The organism is Streptococcus sp. HMSC068F04 (genome assembly GCF_001837455.1).
In the GTDB taxonomy this organism is placed as follows: Bacteria; Bacillota; Bacilli; order Lactobacillales; family Streptococcaceae; genus Streptococcus; species Streptococcus salivarius_D.
In genome coordinates, this window is sequence record NZ_KV832460.1 from 1 (window position 1) to 18,512 (window position 18,512).

The window sequence follows — 18,512 nt, forward strand, 5'->3', positions numbered from 1 at the left end:
ACGGACTTAAAGTCACAAAATAAACAAAAATCCGAGAAGTTGATTCTCGGATTTCTTTTTATTTAACAGCAGTGAGGAGATAGTCACCAGTGTTAACACGAGCTTCTTTAGTCGTTAAGACATCATCAAAGTCAGCTGTATTGGTCACAATAACTGGCGTGATAACTGGTAATTTAGCCTCTCGGATAGTTGCTAGGTCAAATTCGATAAGTTTTTGTCCTGCTTCTACAACTTGACCTGCTTCCACATAGGTCTTGAAGCCTTTACCAGCAAGAGAAACAGTATCCATACCAATATGAATGAGAAGCTCTGCACCATTTTCAGTTGTCAAACCAATCGCATGACCAGTAGGGAAGACTAAATTAACAGTTGCCTTAGCTGGTGCGACCACTACCCCATCAGTAGGGTCAATAGCGATACCTTTACCCATAGCTCCTGAGGCAAAGACTTGGTCAGGAACTTGGTCAAGTGGGACAACATTCCCGATAAGTGGGCTCGCAATAATTTCTTGTTGAATTTCTTTAGGAGCAGGTGCAGCTTCTTCAGCTTTTTCCTCAACCTTAGCTGCTCCACCACCGTATAGATTTGGTACTTGCACAAAGAGTTGGATGAGGAAGGCAAGAACACCACCCACAATGGCAATAATAATGGCAAAGATAACTTTAGAAAGGTTACCATCCGGTCCAATAAGGCTTGGGAAGACAAAAACACCCAGACCACCTATCGAATACGTCTTAATATCTAGGGCCATCATGGCAGCCCCCATAAGTCCTGAAACACCACATGAAATGTAGAATGGTGTTTTCATTGGAAGAGTCACCCCATAGATAGCAGGTTCTGTTACCCCAAAAATAGATGAAACAAAGGCTGGCATAGAAATGATACGGACTTTTTCTTCTTTTGTCTTAAGCATGATAGCCCCCAATACACCTGTTTGCGTGAAACATGGAAGGATAGCTGCTGAAAGAATCGTAGAACTTCCGTTTGTTGCCACATCTAAGATAGCAAGGGGAACAAGCGCCCAGTGCATTCCGAACATAACCAAGACTTGCCATAGGATACCAAGTACAAGACCAAAGACAATCGGACTAAAGTTCATGATCGCTTGGAAAAGACTTGTCAATACATCAGAGAAAGTGTTGGCAATTGGTCCCACCACTAAGAATGTTAATGGTACTGTAATGAGCAATGTAAAGAAAGGTACTACGAAGACTTTAATGACATCTGGAGTAATCTTAGTAAAGAATTTTTGAATGTATGAAGCCACCCAGATTGCCAAGATAGAAGGCATTACAGTTGAGAGGTAGCCCCCTGCAGGAAGCGCAAATGGAATAACTCCTAGAACATGACCTTGACCAGCTTTCTGAAGAGCAGTCACCAGCGTAGCAATATCAGGATAAACAAGTGCTCCTGCAATCGCAATAGCTGTAAACTCATTAACCTTGAAACGACGAGCAGAAGTCAAGGCAATCAAGATTGGCAAGAACTGGAAGAAACCATCCCCCGCCGCATTAAGGATGACATACATAGGGCTTGTTGCAGCTGACAGGCCACATGCTGCCATGACAGCGACTATTCCTTTGATAATCCCGGCTGCAGCCAAAGGCCCAAGGAAAGGTTGGAAAATACTTGATACCAAAGATACAAAGCGGTCAAAGAGATTTCCCTTTGGTGCATCCCCCTCATCAAGATCAAGACTTCCACCTGCTGGAAGACCACCAACTTGGAGAACCTCAGCATAAACATCAGGCACATGGTTACCGATAACCACCTGATATTGTCCACCTGCCTTAACAACAGTAACAACTCCGTCACGGTTCTTAAGGTAGTCATCATCTGCTTTAGATTCATCTTTCAAATCAAAGCGCAAACGTGTCACACAGTGTTTCAAGCTATTGACATTTTCCTTGCCACCAACGTGTTTGAGAATGTCCTCAGCTAATTCAGTATATTTAGCCATAAGGGCTCCTTTCTTGTCTAGGATTCTAGTTTTCTTTGAGGCTTTTTCAACGAAAAAAACCTAAATAAATACCAAGAACCAATTGGGATAAGCATACACTACTCCCATTAGTTTTTCGTATTTATCTAGGTTTTGCCTGCTGACCAGTAACAATCCTTTTGCTATGGTTCTATCTTATCAGAGTCCAAACATTTTTGCAAACCCTTACATAATTGTTTTTTGTTTTTCGAGGTAAATTCTTGACCAAGAGCATAAGTCATGATAAACTATTGTTAGTTTATAAACTAACAGAAAGAGAGTTACACGATGAAAACAAGAGCAATTATTGAATTTAAAGATACATACGCTAGCATGGAATGCCACAAGCTTGGTTACCAAACCAAGGAAACTGCCTTGGCTATTATTTCCCCTACTGGACATATTCTATCAAGTACACCGCTTTTCAGAAAGGCATATGGTTCGAACACTGCTCACATCGACCAGCTTCCTTTCAATATAGATAATCTCAGTATCACAGCAAAAGGTCTCAGTAAGAAAGCCAAAGCCAACTTGGAAGATTGGATTGCCCATACTATCATTCTTCCAATGGACTATGATAAGTACTTTACTAAGCATCAAGAACTTTTGCACCTCCTAGCAGAATCACCTATCGTTGAGTCTGTCCAAGCCTTGACTTATAAGACAGTTAAAATCCATTTTTCTGAAGCACTCAATGATGAGCATATTCGTCAACTACAAGGGTTTATTCTTGCTCAGGCAGGTATTTATAGCTATATTGGGACATCTACAGTTTCAGACCGAAATGCCTACCAGGCTCTTGAATGGGCTAAACTTGATGTTAATGGTCGTTCACACAACGATCATAAGCCTGCTATTTTTCATCGTAGCAAGGGCCTCTTAGGTGGCTTCTTTCACCACGGAAATCAAGAAAGTATTGCATAACTAATAACTGGGACACCTTGTGTCCTTTTTTGCAACAAAAAACTCACCATAAAGGTGAGCTAAATTGATTTATTTACTGTGTTTCCAGTTACTATAGATACTAAATACGACAATCCAGATGGCTGCCCCAATAGCTCCGACAACTGTTGACTTTTGCAAGAAGAGACAAACAAAGACGAAGATGAAGAAAAGGATAGTCAATGGATTAAGAATCTTGTAGGCTGGCATAAGGAATCCATCTGCCATAAACTCTTGAGATTTGCGGTACTTGAGATGAGCAAGCATGGTCAAGATATAGATGGCAATGTAGACCCCTGATGATGATGCGGTAATCAAAGCGAAGGCATCAGATACACCAGGCAAGACATTGATGAAGGCTGAAACACATACTACAATAGCTGAAACAATGATGGCACGTGAAGGAATACCATTACGTGACAAAGTATCTAGCTTCAAAGCTTTCATGACTTTACTATTTGGTGTTTCCTTAGCAATTTGGAAAAGGTGACGACCTGTAGAGTAAAGTGTTGAGTTCAATGATGACGCCGCTGCTGTCAAGACTACAAAGTTAATGAAGGCTGCTGCCCACTTGATACCAGCCATTTGGAAGACCGTTACGAACGGTGATTCATTAACTGGAAGTTTTTGCCATGGGAAGATAGCCATGATAGCAATGAGGGCACCCACATAGAAAATGACAATACGAATTGGAATCTCCTTGATTGCCTTTGGTAAGACCTTACGTGGATTTGCCGTCTCGGATGTTGTAATCCCTACAAATTCGATGGCTTGGTAAGCAAAGAAAACCATTTGGAAGGTCATAACAAAGCTTACCCAACCTTTAGGGAACATCTGAAAGCCGTGTGTAAAATTGGCAAGGCTAGCATGTCCAGCAGGGGTTTCAAAGTTGGTTGCTACCATAAAGATACCTGTTGCGATAAGAGCAAGAATGGTGATAATCTTAATCATCCCAAACCAAAACTCAACTTCCCCGAAAATCTTAACCGCAATCAGGTTAACCGAGCTCAGGATAATCAAGAAGACAATCTGAATCTGCCAGGCAGGCCAACTTGGGAACCAATATTGAACATAGGTTGATACTGCCGTAATTTCTGCCATCCCGAGGAATATTAGTGATACCCAGTAAGACCAACCCGAGAAGAATCCCCAGCCCTTACCAAGGTATTTGGTAATAAAGTTGATAAAGGTGTGCTGGTCAGGATCCATATAGAGCATCTCACCGATCGCTCGCATCATAAGATACATGAAGATACCAGTTAGTATATATACTAAGATGATTGAAGGTCCTGTTAGGGAAAGGGAACGCCCCGCTCCAAGGAAGAGACCTGTACCGATTGTACCAGCGATGGCAATCAGCTGGACGTGACGGTTTTGAAGACCACGCACCATCCCATTCTCAGTCTGGTTGTCGTCGTCTTTATGATGTTGCTTTTGCGACATTTTTTTCACTCCAATTCTATTGAGCACGACTCATTGAATCATGCCATTTTTTAACATAACTTATATTTTACCATTTTTGAAATAATTGGTCAATTTTTATACAGAATATTCAGAATTTTATACTTCAAAACAAGGGCTTGGAAAAATTCCAAACCCTTGTACATCGTTATTATGATTCAGGATCATCAAGGCTACGACCATGCAAACCTTTTTCACGTTGTATTTGACGTAGTTTTTCAGGTGTCACATCGTTACCCTCTTCGTCAACCACTTTAATTCCTTCGATATGGTGACGAACTGAGCGACGATAGCCCTCAATGTATTCTTCACGAAGTTTTGCTTGCTCCACTTCTTCTTCTGGCGTCAAACCTTCGTTTTTTTTCTTTTTAGCAAGCTCATTGATACGAGCGATTTTTTCAGGTGTCATAATAAAACCTACTTTCTACCTGTTAGAAGGTCATTATTTTGTGTTCAATTGGTTGAAGGCTGCAACAGCGTTAGCTTTAGCTACAAGACCTGCAAGAAGGGCCAAACGGTTGTTTTTAACAGCCTCATCTTCTGCCATAACCATAGTATTGTCAAAGAATGCATCAATGACTGGGCTAAGAGCAAAGAGTTGAGCCAATTTGTCACTAGCTGAACCAGTCAATTCTAGCTCTTCAATCGCTTTAGCAAGAGCTTTTTCTTGATCATTTTCAAAGAGACTGTCATCGACTGCTACTGAAGCATCTGCTTTTTCTGCCAAGTTGAAGGCACGAGAGAGTGATTCAACAGCTGATTTGTAACCATCAGCCTTCGCAGCTTCTGAGAGGGCGTCAGCTGCTTCAAGCATATCAGCCACGACAAAGTTTGAACCAGCAAGAACAGCTTCTTTGATATCTTTTGAAGTGCGTCCCATCATCTTGTCCACACGCGCTTTGATGAAGTTGATGACTTCTGCTTGATTGTCATATGAAAGACTATCAAATGAAAGTCCGTAGAGGCTGTCAATCAACTCATCCATAGGGATGTGCCAGCCAAAGGCATCCAAGATACGAACAATCCCTTGTGTTGCACGACGAAGCGCATAAGGGTCATTTGAACCTGATGGAATCAAGCCAACTGAGAAGAATGAAAGGAGGGTATCCAATTTATCTGCAAGCGCAAGGATAGCACCAACCTTAGTCTCTGGAAGAGCTCCGTCTGCTGAATCCGGAAGGTAGTGCTCACGGATAGCTGTCGCTACCGCAGCATCTTCACCAGCGAGAAGAGCATATTTTTCACCCATGATTCCTTGCAATTCATCGAACTCTCCGACCATACCAGTCAAGAGGTCAAATTTGTAGATTTCAGCTGCACGAGCTACGGCTGCCGTTTCTTCTGCAGTCAAACCAGCTTGCTCAGCTAGTGACGCTGCAATAACACCCGCACGTGCCATGTGTTCTGAAAGAGAACCAATTTTTTCATGGAAGGTCACGTTAGCCAATTTAGCAACGAGGTCTTCAATCTTAAGTTTTTGGTCTTCACGCCAGAAGAATTCACCATCTTCAAGACGTGCCACCAATACTTTTTCATTTCCTCGGATAACATTTTCCAAGTGCTCAGCGTTACCATTACGGACTGAGATGAAGTTTGGTTTAAGTTTACCATCAAGGTCACGTACAACAAAGTAACGTTGGTGCGTTTCCATTGAGGTCACCAAAACTTCTTCTGGAACATCCAAATACTTAGTATCAAAACTTCCCATGAAGGCAGTTGGGTATTCGACCAAGTTCAAGACTTCATTCAAAAGGCCTTCTTCGATTTGAACTTGAACACCTTGTTCTGCTTCGATGGCTTTGATTTGCTCACGAATCATATTTTCACGTTCTTTGCTGTCGGCAATGACGTAAACGGTACGAAGGTCTTCTTCATACGAATCCGCGTTGGTAATTTCCACTTCGTGTCCAAGGAAACGGTGTCCACGACTCACACGACCTGACTGGATATCCAAGAAATCAAGGTCGAGCGCTTCGTCGCCCAAAAGAACAATCAAGGTGTGAACTGGGCGAATGTATTCAAATGTGTTGTTAGCCCAGTGCATGCTGACAGGGAAAGTCAATGAAGCAAGTACTTCTGGAACGCCAGCCAAAACTTCTTTAGCTGGTTTTCCAGCTTCGTGCTTAGTGACATAAACGTACTCTTCACCTTTGACTTCACGGAATTCAATATCATCAACCGTCAAGCCTTTCCCACGGACGAATCCTTGAGCCGCTTTTGAGAAGTTTCCATCTGCATCCAAGGCAATTTTCTTAGAAGGTCCTTTAAAATCTTCGGTCAAATCAGATTGTTGATTAGCCAAACCAATCACACGGACTGCCAAACGACGTGGTGTTGAGAAGGTTTGAATGCTTTCGTATGAAAGACGGTTGTCATCCAAGAAGGCTGCCATTTTCTCACCGAGTTGTTTTTCACTTGGTGTGACAACGTAGGCTGGCAACTCTTCAAGTCCAAGTTCTACTAATAAGTTTTTTGTCATGTTTTTTCCTTTACAAAATTCTTCTTGTTGATAGGCACCTTAGGTACTGGGGACGTTGCCAACTAACTTTGTGAGGCTGTAGGGAAATCTTCTGTCTTCTCCACATCGATTTCCAACAGTCTCATCAAAGTGGATTTAGCCAACTGATTTTTGAACCTAACGTTTCAAAAAAACCCATATACCAGTACGGCGGTGCCTATCCCTTTAGCAAGTCTTCGACTTGCCTCTGGGTAGCCATGTGGGCTCACTTTGTTTGCCCATTTTCCATTCTTGTAACTCTTTTTTATTCTTCCTCTTCTGCTAGGAGTTTTGCGCGTGTGGCTTCGTCGAGAAGTGGGTAACCAAGTTTCTTACGTTCTGCGACGAAGGTTTTGGCTACGACACGGGCCAAGTTACGGATACGGGCGATGTAACCAGCACGTTCTGTAACGGATACTGCTCCACGAGCGTCAAGCAAGTTGAAGGTGTGTGAACATTTCAAAACGTAGTCATAGGCCGGGTGAACAAGACCCAATTCCAAAGCACGTCCTGCTTCTTTTTCAAATTTTTCGAAGTTTTCAAGAAGCATATCTTGGTCAGAAACTTCAAAACTGTATTTTGAGTGTTCATATTCTGGTTGAAGGAAGATTTCTCCGTATTTAACACCTGGAGCCCACTCAATGTCATAAACTGAGTCTACTTCTTGGATGTAAGAAGCCAAACGTTCCAATCCGTAAGTGACCTCAGAAGTTACCGGACCAGTTGCCAATCCACCAACTTGTTGGAAGTAGGTGAACTGAGTGATTTCCATACCGTCAAGCCAAACTTCCCAACCAAGACCAGCTGAACCAGTTGATGGGTTTTCCCAGTTATCTTCAACGAAACGAATATCGTGTTCCAAAGGATTGATACCCAATTTTTCCAATGACTCAAGGTAGAGTTCTTGGATGTTTGATGGTGATGGTTTCATCACCACTTGGAATTGGTGGTGCTGGTAAAGGCGGTTTGGGTTTTCCCCGTAACGTCCATCTGCTGGACGACGTGATGGCTCTACATAAGCCGCATTCCATGGTTCAGGACCAATGGCACGAAGGAAGGTGTATGGACTCATTGTTCCCGCACCTTTTTCATTATCATAAGCCTGCATGAGCATACAACCCTGGTCATTCCAGTATTGTTGCAAAGTAAGTATGATTTCCTGGAAAGTCAATTTTTTGGACATGTTTTACTCCTTATTCATAAAGTTTCTTGTGACTCAGGATACAAAAAGAACCGTGTCTCTGCTCCTAAGTCGTTTGACCTAGGGGCGTCAGAAACGCGGTTCCACCCTAATTTATTACTTCATTTTATCTGTTTGTACTCAGCTCTTTGCTGAGAGAAAGCGCCACTTGCCTACTTTGCTCTACTTGGCTTTCACTATCCCAAGCTCGCTAGAAAAACGCCATAAGCCCTTCTTTCTTGTCAGTATTATAGCAGAAATAGAGAAACTTGTAAAATAAAATTCTAATCCTTCTCACTGATTCCCATTTCCTGACGAACATGTGCATGGGAATCTTCATGGAGAATGTCATTATCAATAATTGAGGCTTCTCGAAGTTCTTCGGCTTTTTGCTTGTCCTGATGGGTCAAATCTTGATTGGGATCATAAGCTTTCTCAACGATAGACAAGAGATGATTTCGAATTTCCTTTTCCTTACGAATTTTGGCTTTTTTGCGGTAACTAGCTACAACTAACACAACCAACATCAGCATTCCTAAATAACCGATAATAGGATACATAACTGCTACCAGTTGACGGAAGCCCATGAAGGAAATAGCAAAGCCAGCAAGGGCAAATGTAGCTACAAAGAACTTGAGGCGTTTCTCACTACCTGCTGAGAAGCGTTTTCCAAGGGCATAGTAGAGACTAAAGACGGTATTAAAAATCAAGCCAAAGATAACCAAGGCGTAGAGCGTCGCAAAGACAGGGTTCACTTCCTTAGCAATAGCCAACATAGGAACATCTGAGCTAGCAATCTTATCACTGTTAGCAAAGAGAATCAAGGTCGTGACGAAGAAAATCACACCAACCATGAATCCTCCCCAGGCTCCACTCTTTTCAGCTTCATTGATTTTGAGAATAGAGCCACCCATCACAAAGGCCATGGCTATGGCCGACATGACACAAACGGCAAAATAGTTAACCACTGACAGCCAGATACTCGGAAAAGGAGATTGAATGGTTTGCGACACCTTATCCATCTCAGCAAAATCCCAGTGACGCCCTAGAACATTGGTCACAAAAATCATGGCAATCATAACCAGAATCATAGGGGTAAAAACTCCAATAACACCGATGATTTTTCTGAAATCTAGGAAACTCACAAAGATAGTCAGAGCTGTACACAGGAAAGCACCTACCCAAATCGGAAAGCCGAACTGTTGGTTTAGGTTAGCCCCTGCACCTGCTGTCATCACAAAACCAAACAGGAAACAAGTGATAATCAAAGCGATATCCAAAATACGGTAAATCACAGGATGACTGATTTCTGCCAGGACTACTGAATGATCATCTGAGCGGTAATAACTTCCCAGAGCAATCATGAGTCGCCCAAAGCCAACATGCAAAATCCCTAGAACTATAACACCTATCAGTCCCCAGGCTCCAAAACTAACAAAATACTGTAAAAGGTCCTGTCCTGAAGATACCCCTGCACCAATCATTACACCGACATAGGCCAGGGCAATGCTCCAAATACGTTTTGACATATTACCTCCTGTAAAATATAACGTATTTCCATTTTACACTACTCTAACACCTTTGTAAAAATCAATTAAAAACAGCACCTTCATCAGAAAGTGCTACTCATACTCTTATTTTTCCCAACCTTTTTGCCCATCAACATAGGTTGCTTGTAAGTCCAAGGAGTCATCTAAGACGATAAAATCAGCTGGTAGACCTGCTTTTAGGCTTCCACAAGTATTTTCAATCCCAACCGATTTAGCTGGAACACTGGTTGCCATTTGTAGAGCTTGAGCAACCGTCGCAAGTCCCCAGTCAACCACATGTTTGACACCGTCTTTAAGTTGTAGGATAGATCCAGCTAGATTACCACCTTCTTTGAGACGGGCGGTACCATTTTCGACGATGACAGGAAGTTCACCCAGCATATAATCGCCATCAGGACGTCCTCCCGCTGACATACAGTCTGTAATAAGGGCAACTCCTTGAGGAGTCTTTTGCTTGATAAGAACCTTACAAGCTGCAGGGACCACATGATGACCATCAGCGATCAACTCACCAATCGTTTCTGGACTATCGAAGGCTGCCCCAACCATACCAGGCTCACGATGCGTAAAACCACGCATTCCGTTATAGACGTGGACCCAAACGGACGCCCCGGCTTCCACTGCTGCCATAGCTTCTTCATATGTGGCATCGGAATGACCTAGAGCAATAGTTACACCTTGCTTGGTTGCTTCCTGGATAAATTCAGCTACTCCCTCACGTTCAGGGGCAAGAGCCAATTTAATCAATTTGCCTTGAGCTGCCTCCTGCCACGCCTTCAATTGTTCCACACTTGGATTGTCCATGTATTTAGGATTTTGAGCCCCCTTATAGGTTTCAGTGAAATAAGGTCCTTCAAAGAAGAGCCCTTGAATTTTGGCACCAGTTTCCTTACCAACCGTATTAGCTGTTGTTTGGCAAATAGCCTTCAGCTCTTCAAATGGGGCTGTTAGGGCTGTCGGTAAGAAGGAGGTCACACCTGCTGAAAGCAAGGCTTGACTCATACCTAGAAGACTTTCCTCAGAATTATCCATGACATCATAACCCGCAAATCCATGAATATGAGTATCCACAAGGCCCGGAGCAATCTGATAATCACTGTAATCTAGCACCTCCGCACCTTCTGGTACCTTTTCCGACCAGTCGCCGAAACGACCATCCACAACCGCTAGGTAGCCCCCTTCCTTGATTTTATTCTCAAAGTAAAAACGTTTGGCTGAAATATAATAGGTCATAGGACCACCTCTCATCATTGTTCTATATTCTTAATACGCTTTCATTATATCAAAAAAGCCGAGAAATTATCTCGACTTTCTCTATTAAATCACACCTTCTGTAACCTTTTCAACAAGGTTAATCGCATGATCTGCGATACGTGTGTAATGTGAGAGGTAATCAACATAGTTGATACCTGCTTGCGCAGTACATTCACCATTGTTAAGACGTTTGGTATGTGTTTTACGCAATTGTTTTTCAAGTTTTTCCAACTCTTCATGGCGAAGGATGACTTGACCTGCAAGTACCTTATCGTCATCTACAACAACACGAATACTATCAAGGGCGATACGGTGAGTACGGTTGTAAACATCCGCAAGCTCAGCCTTGGCAGTATCAGAAAATTCAATTCCCTTATTATGAATGTGTTGTGAAAGGTTTGCACTTGCAACTGCAAGGTCACCAATACGCTCTAAGTCACGAACAGAGTCAAGCACACTTGCCAACACTTCATTTTCAGAAACACTTAGAGATTCGTTAGAGATGTCAATCAAGTAAGTTGTCAACTCTTCGTCAATACTATTAACTGCTGTTTCATACTTCTCAACCTTATCGAAGTATTTTTCATCTCCCTTAGCAAAGAAAGCATAGGAAGCTTCCAAAGACTGGATGGCGTATGATGCCAAGTGCACCAATTCTTTCTTAGCATTACCAAGGGCGATAGCTGGTGCTTGTGTGATAAGCAAACGGTCCAAGTAAAGCGCTTCGTACTTGTTAATTTCGTCCTCACCAGGAATAATCTTAGTCACAAGGTAAGCCAAGAGTCCGATGAATGGGAATTGAACGATAGTATTTGCAATGTTAAAAGTACCATGAGCAAAGGCGATGGTCATCTCAGGTGTCAATCCAAGCACAGACTTAAACCATTGAATCAAGGCTGTGAATGGAACCAAGAGAATCAAACACAAGACCGTCCCAATAACATTGAACAGGACGTGAGCCCCTGCCACACGTTTAGCCGCAATGTTCGAACCAAGAGCAGCTAGAACCGCTGTAATTGTTGTCCCGATATTATCCCCAAAGAGGATTGGAAGGGCACCTTGCAGGTCAAGCAAACCACCTGAGTAGAGACTCTGAAGAATACCGATGGTCGCTGCTGATGACTGAATCAACATAGTCAAACCAGCACCAATGATAACCCCCATGACTGGGCGATCACCCAAGGTTGCCAAGTAGTCCTTAAAGGCTGTAACTGACTTCAAAGGTTCTACCGCATCTCCCATAAGGTTAAGGGCAAAGAAAATCCCCCCAACACCAAACAAGATACGACCTAGGTTATTGAGCTTCTTATTGCTTGTGAAGAAGAGAAGCGCAGCCCCCAGGAAAATCACTGGAAGGGCATAATCTCCTAGCTTGAAACCAATCATGAAGGAAGTAACGGTTGTTCCGATGTTTGCCCCCATGACAATCCCAATAGCCTGACGAAGACTCAAAAGCCCTGCCGAAACCAGACCGACGACAATAACGGTAACCCCTGAACTCGACTGAATCAAGGCCGTCATGACAATACCAATCAAAACCCCTAAAAACGGGTTGCTGGTATACTTATCGATGTAAAAGCGCAACTTATCTCCGGCTGCTTGTTGAAGACCATCTCCCATGTACTTGATACTAAAGAGGAAAAGCCCCAAACCACCGAGGAAAGAAAACGCAATATCTTGCCAATTTACTGACACATTTTTGTCCTCATTATTTAAAAATTTTCGGTAAAACCGACCTTTCTATTGTATCGATTTATTAGGGAATAGACAAGACTTTTTCCACAAAATAATAGAAAGATCAGAAGAAAATCTGACCTTTCTAGATGTCTCATTAATCCACTTGAACATAACGGCGAACACCACTATAGCTGATGTAAGAAATCCAACTATGACCGTCTTGAGTAACCTTCATATCAAAGTTAATCTTATCACCTGCTTCTAAGTAAAATTCAACTGGAGCCGTATCACTAGGAGTATTTTTGACAGCTGTACGTTTGGTAAGCGTGTAGCTACCAGATTCTGCTATACCACCATCAATTGAAAGTTGATTGTCAGTAACTATCACGTCTTTAGGTAGCGTCACATTATCTGATTCTTTAAAGTAGACTTTTGTTCCACCAGTACTGGTTACTTGAATGGTATCTTGTTCATAGCTATGACCAGAAATAGCTGCCTTTTTAGAGACAAAGCTAATATCTCCAACAATACCAGAAGTGTCCCCTCTATCTCTTGAGAGGGTGGCATCATACTTACCTGAGCCCTCTTGATAATTATCTTTCGGGTGCACATAATTGTGAACTGTCGCTTGACCTTGAGCAGTGATATCTCCTACTAGACTAGTGTTATTAAAGACCAGACGACTGCCATCACTGGACTTCCAAGTACCAGCAATACTATCAAACTGACCACGCGCTACAGCACTCACATCCATATCCACGGTGGTTACTTGCGTATCCGTTTTAGCTTGAGCTTGACTATCACTTGAGCTCTTTGGCGCTTGAGATTGACTCGCTGAAGATTGATTCTCGTTTGAAGATTTTGGAGCCTGTGACTGACTGCTTGAGGGAGTTGATGAACTATTGGAAGGCGATGACTGAGACTGACTGCTACTCGAACTTGGGGCAGAAGCCTTTTGACTACTTTGCGTGCTTGAAGACTCCGTCTTTGCACCCGAAGATTCCTTGACCTCAGCACTAGACTTGCTAGTCTTACCGCTATCTTTACTGGATGTTTTAGCCTTACTTGATGAGGTCACCTGGCTGCTCTTAGGCGTCTTATCTGCTGAACTCGATTCCTTATGGCTGGAACAGGCCGTCAGCAAAACCATTGAGGAAAGGGTAACCATGGAAAGCACGATTGCTTGGGAAAATTTGTTTTTCATAATTATTTCCTCATTTCTAGTCTATCGCAAAAAGTAAAGATAGGACCTATGTCACAAGGGAACATTGGGTTCTCTCTACTTTTAAGGGAATAATCTTTTCTACACTTTTATTATATCATTTTCTAATGTAAACGCTAACATATTAGGGCTGTAAATTCTAAAAAAAGAGATGAAAATCTCTTGAATCCTTGTGATATAATGGAGACAAAAATTGAAAGTTATATCATGACAGTCTATCTTCTAGCACAAGTATTCTCAGCCATAGGTGCCCTATGTGTCGCCATATCTTCTTTTGCAAAATCAAAACATAAAATGCTCGTCTGGCAAATTACCGACTACATTTTTACTGCTATTGCGAACCTGCTTCTAGGGGGGTATACCGGTGCTTTAACCATTAGTATTTCCATTATACGTAATAGCTTGATGGTCAAAAAGAAGATGACCAAGGCTATCTTGACCATCCTCATCATTATTCAAATCATCGTAGGATCCTATCTCAATCAGCTTGGACTTATTGGCTATCTGCCAATCATCTCTTCAGTCTCTTATAGTTTAGCCATTGCCATCACACGAAACCTTCAGTGGCTTCGCTGGGTCATCATTGAGAATATGTTACTTTGGCTCATTTACGATTTGACCATTAAGGCCTACCCCGCTGCCATCACTGACGTCACTATCACACTAACTACCCTCATTGCCATTATTCGAAATCGAAAAAACTTTAGCAGATAGAAGCTAAAGGTCTTTTTCTTATAAAGCCCAAGTACGAATAGCGTGGGCTACGCCTGCCTCGTCATTTGTCAAGGTCACATACTTACACAACTCTTTAATATCGTCACTAGCATTACCCATGGCAACACTTTGACCGACGAATTGAAGCATTTCAAGGTCATTAGCAGCATCACCCAGAGCCATGATTTGATCTGGAGCAATTCCAAGTTTTTCCGCTAAATGCTTAAGTCCACTGGCCTTAGTTGCCCCCTGTGGCATGATTTCAAAGATATAGTCTTGGCTACGAACTGTGCTATAGCTTTGACTAAGTCTATCTTGCACTGCGTTTTGGAAGGCGTCCAAAGGTTCAGAATCAGCCATATACATGGCTTGGAAAATCACTTGCCCTTCCGCAAAGATTTCTTCCAAACTTCTAGCCTTCGCTTCTGTGAAAACAGTGCTAGCATCATAAGCTACTAGCTCAGGCACTTCATCGCCCACAACATAGTAAGTCTTCTCACCAGTCAAGGTTAGAGCCACCTCTGGAAAGTCTTCGCAAGCCTGCAAGAGTTCTTCCATCTCAGAGCGAGATAAACTTTCATATTGAAGCAACTTCCAATTTTTTGTCTCATAAGTTGAACAGCCATTATTCATGATAATGTACTCTTCTTCACTCAGTCCTAATTTCTCAAAATGCGGAAGAATACCTGAACGTGGGCGTCCTGTACAAAGGACAATTTTGATACCTGCCGCAGCTGCTTCTTGAATAGCTTTAATATTCTCTGCAGGAATCTCTTTTTGGCTATCTAAGAGTGTTCCGTCCATATCTATTGCAATCAATTTAATCATACTATCTAACCATTTCTCTTTCAAGGGAGTGCAAAAAAAACATCGAGGTGTGCATCTCAAATCCTAATATAACTACTTCTATTATAACACAGAAAAATCAAAAAAGACGTGCCGAATTGACACGCCCTTGTCTTCTATAAACCAATCCGTAGGGACCAATTGATATTATAAATACAAGCCCTTTTCTACACTTTTCTGAACCAACTCTTCAGTCAACTTCCATAACTCTTCAGACTCATCTTTTATAAATTTTTTCTTCTCTAATACCATCTCTGAACTAATATGATCTGGATTATAATTTAATTCTGACACTTCCAAGTGGTTTATCAGTGGTACCAATGCGTCAATCACTCTTGCATATCTTGCCTCAGCACTCTGCCCTTTTTCAAACTCCAACCAAGAATTTTTCATATTCAAATATTTTTCTTCTGGAAGGATGCTCATTGTTTTTTCTATAGATTCTAGCTCTCTATCATGAGAATGAAGCTTTTTTTCATCATCAAATACCCAAGTATCTCCAGCATAAATCTCACCTAAATCATGAATCAGTAACATAGACATTACCTTTTCCATATTCAATCTTTCAGGATAATAATCTTGAAGAACCATAGCAGCTATCGCACCCTGCCAAGAATGCTCAGCACTATTTTCAAACCTTCCATCAAGGGTTCTATTAAATCTTGTTACTGATTTTAATTTCTCTATTTCTGTAATAAAATCAACTGTTTTATTCAAATTACTCATCGCTGCTCGAACCTCTCTAATAAGTGTCATAAATGGTTAACTGGTATTGTTCAATGATGCTGTTTAGTTTGTCTCCATAGGTTGTATCTGTTGCGTAGACCCCTGTTAGGGCAGCCGTCGCATCCTTATAATTCTTAGTATTGGAACGGTGCACCCCTACATAGTAGCTTCCTTCAAGGAAATCCACATAGTCCTGTAAAGAATTTTCCACAGAGCCATAAGAACGAAAAGCCGCATCAATATAGTAAGGATTACCCTTACCATCATCCTCCCAAGTCGGTAGGGTCACACTTTGACCATTGTAGTCCCCCTTAATCCCAAAAAAGTTATAGGACGGCTTCTGACTCAAAGTAGATTGTCCAGAGTCAGATTCCAAGATGGCCTGAGCTATCATAACAGATGCATAAAGATCATTTCTAGCTGCCAAATAGCGCGACGTCTCACCAATCTCGGCAATAAATGCAACCGTCGTCTCATCCGTAGATGTCATGTTCTTTTCCATCGTCAACTTTGGAAAATTTAAACTAGCTAGGAGTCCCAATAAGGCAAATAGGCCAATAAAAATCAGACTCCACTTTTGGAAAAATTTAGGAAAGAGCAAGAAAGACTTCTGTTTCTTTTTAGTTTTCTTAGGTCTAGCTTTAGACTTACTTTTCTTTTTTCCTTTTGCCAATCGGTCACCCCCTCAATCATACTAACTCCTCTAAGTATATCAAAATTCACTAAAAAAGACCCAAACCAACCGGTTTAAGCCTTCATTATATTAAATGGCGTCTCCACCACGTTCACCCGTACGAATACGGATAACATCATCAATAGGAACAATAAAAATCTTCCCATCACCAACTTCCCCTGTCGCCACGGCACTTCGAATGGCATCAACCACTTCGTCAACTGCCATATCCTTAACTACAATTTCAACCTTAACCTTAGCTAATAAGGTAGGAACAATGCGCTGTCCACGAACAAACTCTGCAAAGCCACGTTGATTACCATAACCCAGAACTTGACTTACAGTCATCCCCTTAGCCAAGCCACTACCAGTCAAGGCATTTTTCAAATCTTCCAATTTATCCGAACGAATAATCGCTTCTACTTTCTTCATCTGTATTCTCCTACGAATCTAAGCCCATAAAGGTTGGATAGGCTGTTTCCTTGTGTTCACAGTCATCAAGACCAATAGCTTCATCACGGTCACTAACACGCAAAGGCATATAATGAGCAATTACTTTAATAATACCATAGGTCACAAGAGCAGACCAAATAGCTGTAAAGATAATAGCCAAAATGGTTACAATAAAGAGATGGGCCTTTCCATAAATCAAGCCAATATTGGCCTTATCTAGGGCTAAATCTGGTGTCGTAAAAATCGCAGTAGCCAAACCACCAAAGATACCTCCAACGCCGTGGCAACCAAAAGCATCCAAAGCATCATCATAGGCAAAACGTTTCTTCAAGACTGAAATAGCATAGAAACAAATCGGACTAACCATAAGACCAATTAGAATAGCACTCCAAATTGAAACAAAACCTGCTCCAGGTGTGATTGCAACCAGTCCTGCCACCAAACCGGTTGAACCACCAACCAAGGATGGATGTCCTGTGACATGTTTTTCAATTGCCAACCATGAAAACATGGCTGCAGCAGCTGAAACATGGGTGGTTACTAGCGCGTGCACTGCCAAGCCATTAGCAGCCAAGGCTGATCCTGCATTAAATCCAAACCAACCAAACCATAAGAGACCCGCTCCCAATAGAACAAAAGGAACATTATGAGGACGGTGTTCTAAAATGCCAAAATCACGGCGTTTACCAACAACGATTGCCAAAACCAAGGCTGATACCCCAGAGGTAATATGAACCACATCACCACCTGCGAAGTCAATTGTCCCCCATTTAGCAAGGAGCCCTTCGTCCCAAACCATATGTGCAAATGGATAGTAGACAAGAAGTAACCAAAAGACAACAAAGATGGCTAAAGGTGTAAAGCGCATCCTTCCTACCACTGAACCCGTCAAAATCGCCACACAGATAATCGAAAACATCATCTGAAAAGCAGCAAACAGCATATCAGGAATGGTTAGACCACGACTTGAGGCAGTTTCAGACACGCCATTTAAAAAAAGGTGACTGAAATTACCGAAGATATTCCCATGACCGCCAAAAGAAAGCGAGTAACCAGCAACAATCCACAAGAGAGAAGCTATAGCTAAGGGAAGAACAGACATCATCATGGTATTGATAACATTCTTACGACGTCCGAGCCCACCATAGAAGAAGGCCAAGGCCGGTGTCATCAAACAAACCATGGCTGAACAAATCAATATAAAGGCACTGCTACCTGTATCCATGAAACCACTCCAATTCACAAATTATTTTATGTCAGATAATATAACACAAAAACATGAGATAAACAAGCGTATTTATAGAATTTTTTGATAATTCTTTCTTTTCTGACATCTTGT

General features: G+C 42.0%; 16 protein-coding genes. 2 read left to right on the plus strand and 14 right to left on the minus strand.

All coding sequences use genetic code 11. The features are described 5' to 3' along the window. Positions 1–58: 58 nt before the first annotated feature. A complete protein-coding gene (locus tag HMPREF2571_RS01090; RefSeq protein WP_070847031.1) occupies positions 59–1,960 on the minus strand; it encodes a beta-glucoside-specific PTS transporter subunit IIABC in 1,902 nt (633 codons plus the stop codon). 306 nt (positions 1,961–2,266) lie between these two features. On the opposite strand from HMPREF2571_RS01090, the gene HMPREF2571_RS01095 reads away from it, so the two are divergent. Next, positions 2,267–2,902 (plus strand): hypothetical protein, encoded by a 636-nt coding sequence (locus tag HMPREF2571_RS01095; RefSeq protein ID WP_013990993.1) that lies wholly within the window; start codon positions 2,267–2,269, stop codon positions 2,900–2,902. A gap of 69 nt (positions 2,903–2,971) precedes the next feature. On the opposite strand, the gene HMPREF2571_RS01100 is transcribed toward HMPREF2571_RS01095, so the two are convergent. From HMPREF2571_RS01100 to HMPREF2571_RS01135, 8 genes are all read right to left on the minus strand, one after another. Then, positions 2,972–4,363: an amino acid permease gene (locus tag HMPREF2571_RS01100; protein WP_004183029.1), complete on the minus strand. Its 1,392-nt coding sequence runs from the start codon at positions 4,361–4,363 to the stop codon at positions 2,972–2,974. 169 nt (positions 4,364–4,532) lie between these two features. Beyond that, positions 4,533–4,790 (minus strand): DUF896 family protein, encoded by a 258-nt coding sequence (locus HMPREF2571_RS01105; RefSeq protein WP_004183031.1) that lies wholly within the window; start codon positions 4,788–4,790, stop codon positions 4,533–4,535. Positions 4,791–4,823: 33 nt separating this feature from the next. Continuing rightward, positions 4,824–6,860 carry a glycine--tRNA ligase subunit beta gene (glyS, locus tag HMPREF2571_RS01110; RefSeq protein WP_013990994.1) on the minus strand — a complete coding sequence of 679 codons (2,037 nt, stop codon included), beginning with the start codon at positions 6,858–6,860 and terminating at the stop codon, positions 4,824–4,826. Between the two features lie 283 nt (positions 6,861–7,143). Continuing rightward, complete coding sequence (gene glyQ / locus HMPREF2571_RS01115) at positions 7,144–8,061, minus strand: glycine--tRNA ligase subunit alpha (protein ID WP_002886077.1); 918 nt, start codon at positions 8,059–8,061, stop codon at positions 7,144–7,146. A 281-nt stretch (positions 8,062–8,342) separates the two neighbouring features. Then, on the minus strand, positions 8,343–9,587 hold the full coding sequence (locus tag HMPREF2571_RS01120) for a YkvI family membrane protein (protein ID WP_013990995.1): 1,245 nt from the start codon (positions 9,585–9,587) through the stop codon (positions 8,343–8,345). 105 nt (positions 9,588–9,692) lie between these two features. Further along, positions 9,693–10,841: an N-acetylglucosamine-6-phosphate deacetylase gene (gene nagA / locus HMPREF2571_RS01125; protein WP_013990996.1), complete on the minus strand. Its 1,149-nt coding sequence runs from the start codon at positions 10,839–10,841 to the stop codon at positions 9,693–9,695. Between the two features lie 84 nt (positions 10,842–10,925). Then, entirely contained in the window at positions 10,926–12,557 is a 1,632-nt protein-coding gene (locus HMPREF2571_RS01130) for a Na/Pi cotransporter family protein (protein ID WP_004183038.1), read from the minus strand. A gap of 136 nt (positions 12,558–12,693) precedes the next feature. Next, positions 12,694–13,743, minus strand: a complete 1,050-nt coding sequence (locus tag HMPREF2571_RS01135; protein ID WP_070847033.1) for an SH3 domain-containing protein — start codon at positions 13,741–13,743, stop codon at positions 12,694–12,696. A 225-nt stretch (positions 13,744–13,968) separates the two neighbouring features. Between HMPREF2571_RS01135 and HMPREF2571_RS01140 the strand changes: the two genes are divergently transcribed. Then, entirely contained in the window at positions 13,969–14,475 is a 507-nt protein-coding gene (locus HMPREF2571_RS01140) for a YgjV family protein (RefSeq protein ID WP_041817388.1), read from the plus strand. Positions 14,476–14,493: 18 nt separating this feature from the next. On the opposite strand, the gene HMPREF2571_RS01145 is transcribed toward HMPREF2571_RS01140, so the two are convergent. The 5 genes from HMPREF2571_RS01145 to HMPREF2571_RS01165 all read right to left on the minus strand — a co-directional run bounded on the left by HMPREF2571_RS01145 (position 14,494) and on the right by HMPREF2571_RS01165 (position 18,398). Continuing rightward, positions 14,494–15,303 carry a Cof-type HAD-IIB family hydrolase gene (locus HMPREF2571_RS01145; RefSeq protein WP_013990999.1) on the minus strand — a complete coding sequence of 270 codons (810 nt, stop codon included), beginning with the start codon at positions 15,301–15,303 and terminating at the stop codon, positions 14,494–14,496. A gap of 165 nt (positions 15,304–15,468) precedes the next feature. Continuing rightward, positions 15,469–16,047: an HD domain-containing protein gene (locus HMPREF2571_RS01150; RefSeq protein WP_004183046.1), complete on the minus strand. Its 579-nt coding sequence runs from the start codon at positions 16,045–16,047 to the stop codon at positions 15,469–15,471. Positions 16,048–16,063: 16 nt separating this feature from the next. Continuing rightward, entirely contained in the window at positions 16,064–16,720 is a 657-nt protein-coding gene (locus HMPREF2571_RS01155) for a glucosaminidase domain-containing protein (RefSeq protein WP_013991000.1), read from the minus strand. 90 nt (positions 16,721–16,810) lie between these two features. Beyond that, positions 16,811–17,152, minus strand: coding sequence for a P-II family nitrogen regulator (locus HMPREF2571_RS01160; protein ID WP_002886165.1), 342 nt, complete (start codon positions 17,150–17,152; stop codon positions 16,811–16,813). Positions 17,153–17,162: 10 nt separating this feature from the next. Further along, a complete protein-coding gene (locus HMPREF2571_RS01165; protein ID WP_013991001.1) occupies positions 17,163–18,398 on the minus strand; it encodes an ammonium transporter in 1,236 nt (411 codons plus the stop codon). Between the last annotated feature and the right edge of the window lie 114 nt (positions 18,399–18,512).

What these genes read in the sequence shown, in the direction of transcription:
- HMPREF2571_RS01090 (WP_070847031.1), bottom strand. Translation starts at nt 1,960, where the DNA reads ATGGCTAAATATACTGAATTAGCTGAGGACATTCTCAAACACGTTGGT.
- HMPREF2571_RS01095 (WP_013990993.1), top strand. Translation starts at nt 2,267, where the DNA reads ATGAAAACAAGAGCAATTATTGAATTTAAAGATACATACGCTAGCATG.
- HMPREF2571_RS01100 (WP_004183029.1), bottom strand. Translation starts at nt 4,363, where the DNA reads ATGTCGCAAAAGCAACATCATAAAGACGACGACAACCAGACTGAGAAT.
- HMPREF2571_RS01105 (WP_004183031.1), bottom strand. Translation starts at nt 4,790, where the DNA reads ATGACACCTGAAAAAATCGCTCGTATCAATGAGCTTGCTAAAAAGAAA.
- glyS (WP_013990994.1), bottom strand. Translation starts at nt 6,860, where the DNA reads ATGACAAAAAACTTATTAGTAGAACTTGGACTTGAAGAGTTGCCAGCC.
- glyQ (WP_002886077.1), bottom strand. Translation starts at nt 8,061, where the DNA reads ATGTCCAAAAAATTGACTTTCCAGGAAATCATACTTACTTTGCAACAA.
- HMPREF2571_RS01120 (WP_013990995.1), bottom strand. Translation starts at nt 9,587, where the DNA reads ATGTCAAAACGTATTTGGAGCATTGCCCTGGCCTATGTCGGTGTAATG.
- nagA (WP_013990996.1), bottom strand. Translation starts at nt 10,841, where the DNA reads ATGACCTATTATATTTCAGCCAAACGTTTTTACTTTGAGAATAAAATC.
- HMPREF2571_RS01135 (WP_070847033.1), bottom strand. Translation starts at nt 13,743, where the DNA reads ATGAAAAACAAATTTTCCCAAGCAATCGTGCTTTCCATGGTTACCCTT.
- HMPREF2571_RS01140 (WP_041817388.1), top strand. Translation starts at nt 13,969, where the DNA reads ATGACAGTCTATCTTCTAGCACAAGTATTCTCAGCCATAGGTGCCCTA.
- HMPREF2571_RS01145 (WP_013990999.1), bottom strand. Translation starts at nt 15,303, where the DNA reads ATGATTAAATTGATTGCAATAGATATGGACGGAACACTCTTAGATAGC.
- HMPREF2571_RS01150 (WP_004183046.1), bottom strand. Translation starts at nt 16,047, where the DNA reads ATGAGTAATTTGAATAAAACAGTTGATTTTATTACAGAAATAGAGAAA.
- HMPREF2571_RS01160 (WP_002886165.1), bottom strand. Translation starts at nt 17,152, where the DNA reads ATGAAGAAAGTAGAAGCGATTATTCGTTCGGATAAATTGGAAGATTTG.
- HMPREF2571_RS01165 (WP_013991001.1), bottom strand. Translation starts at nt 18,398, where the DNA reads ATGGATACAGGTAGCAGTGCCTTTATATTGATTTGTTCAGCCATGGTT.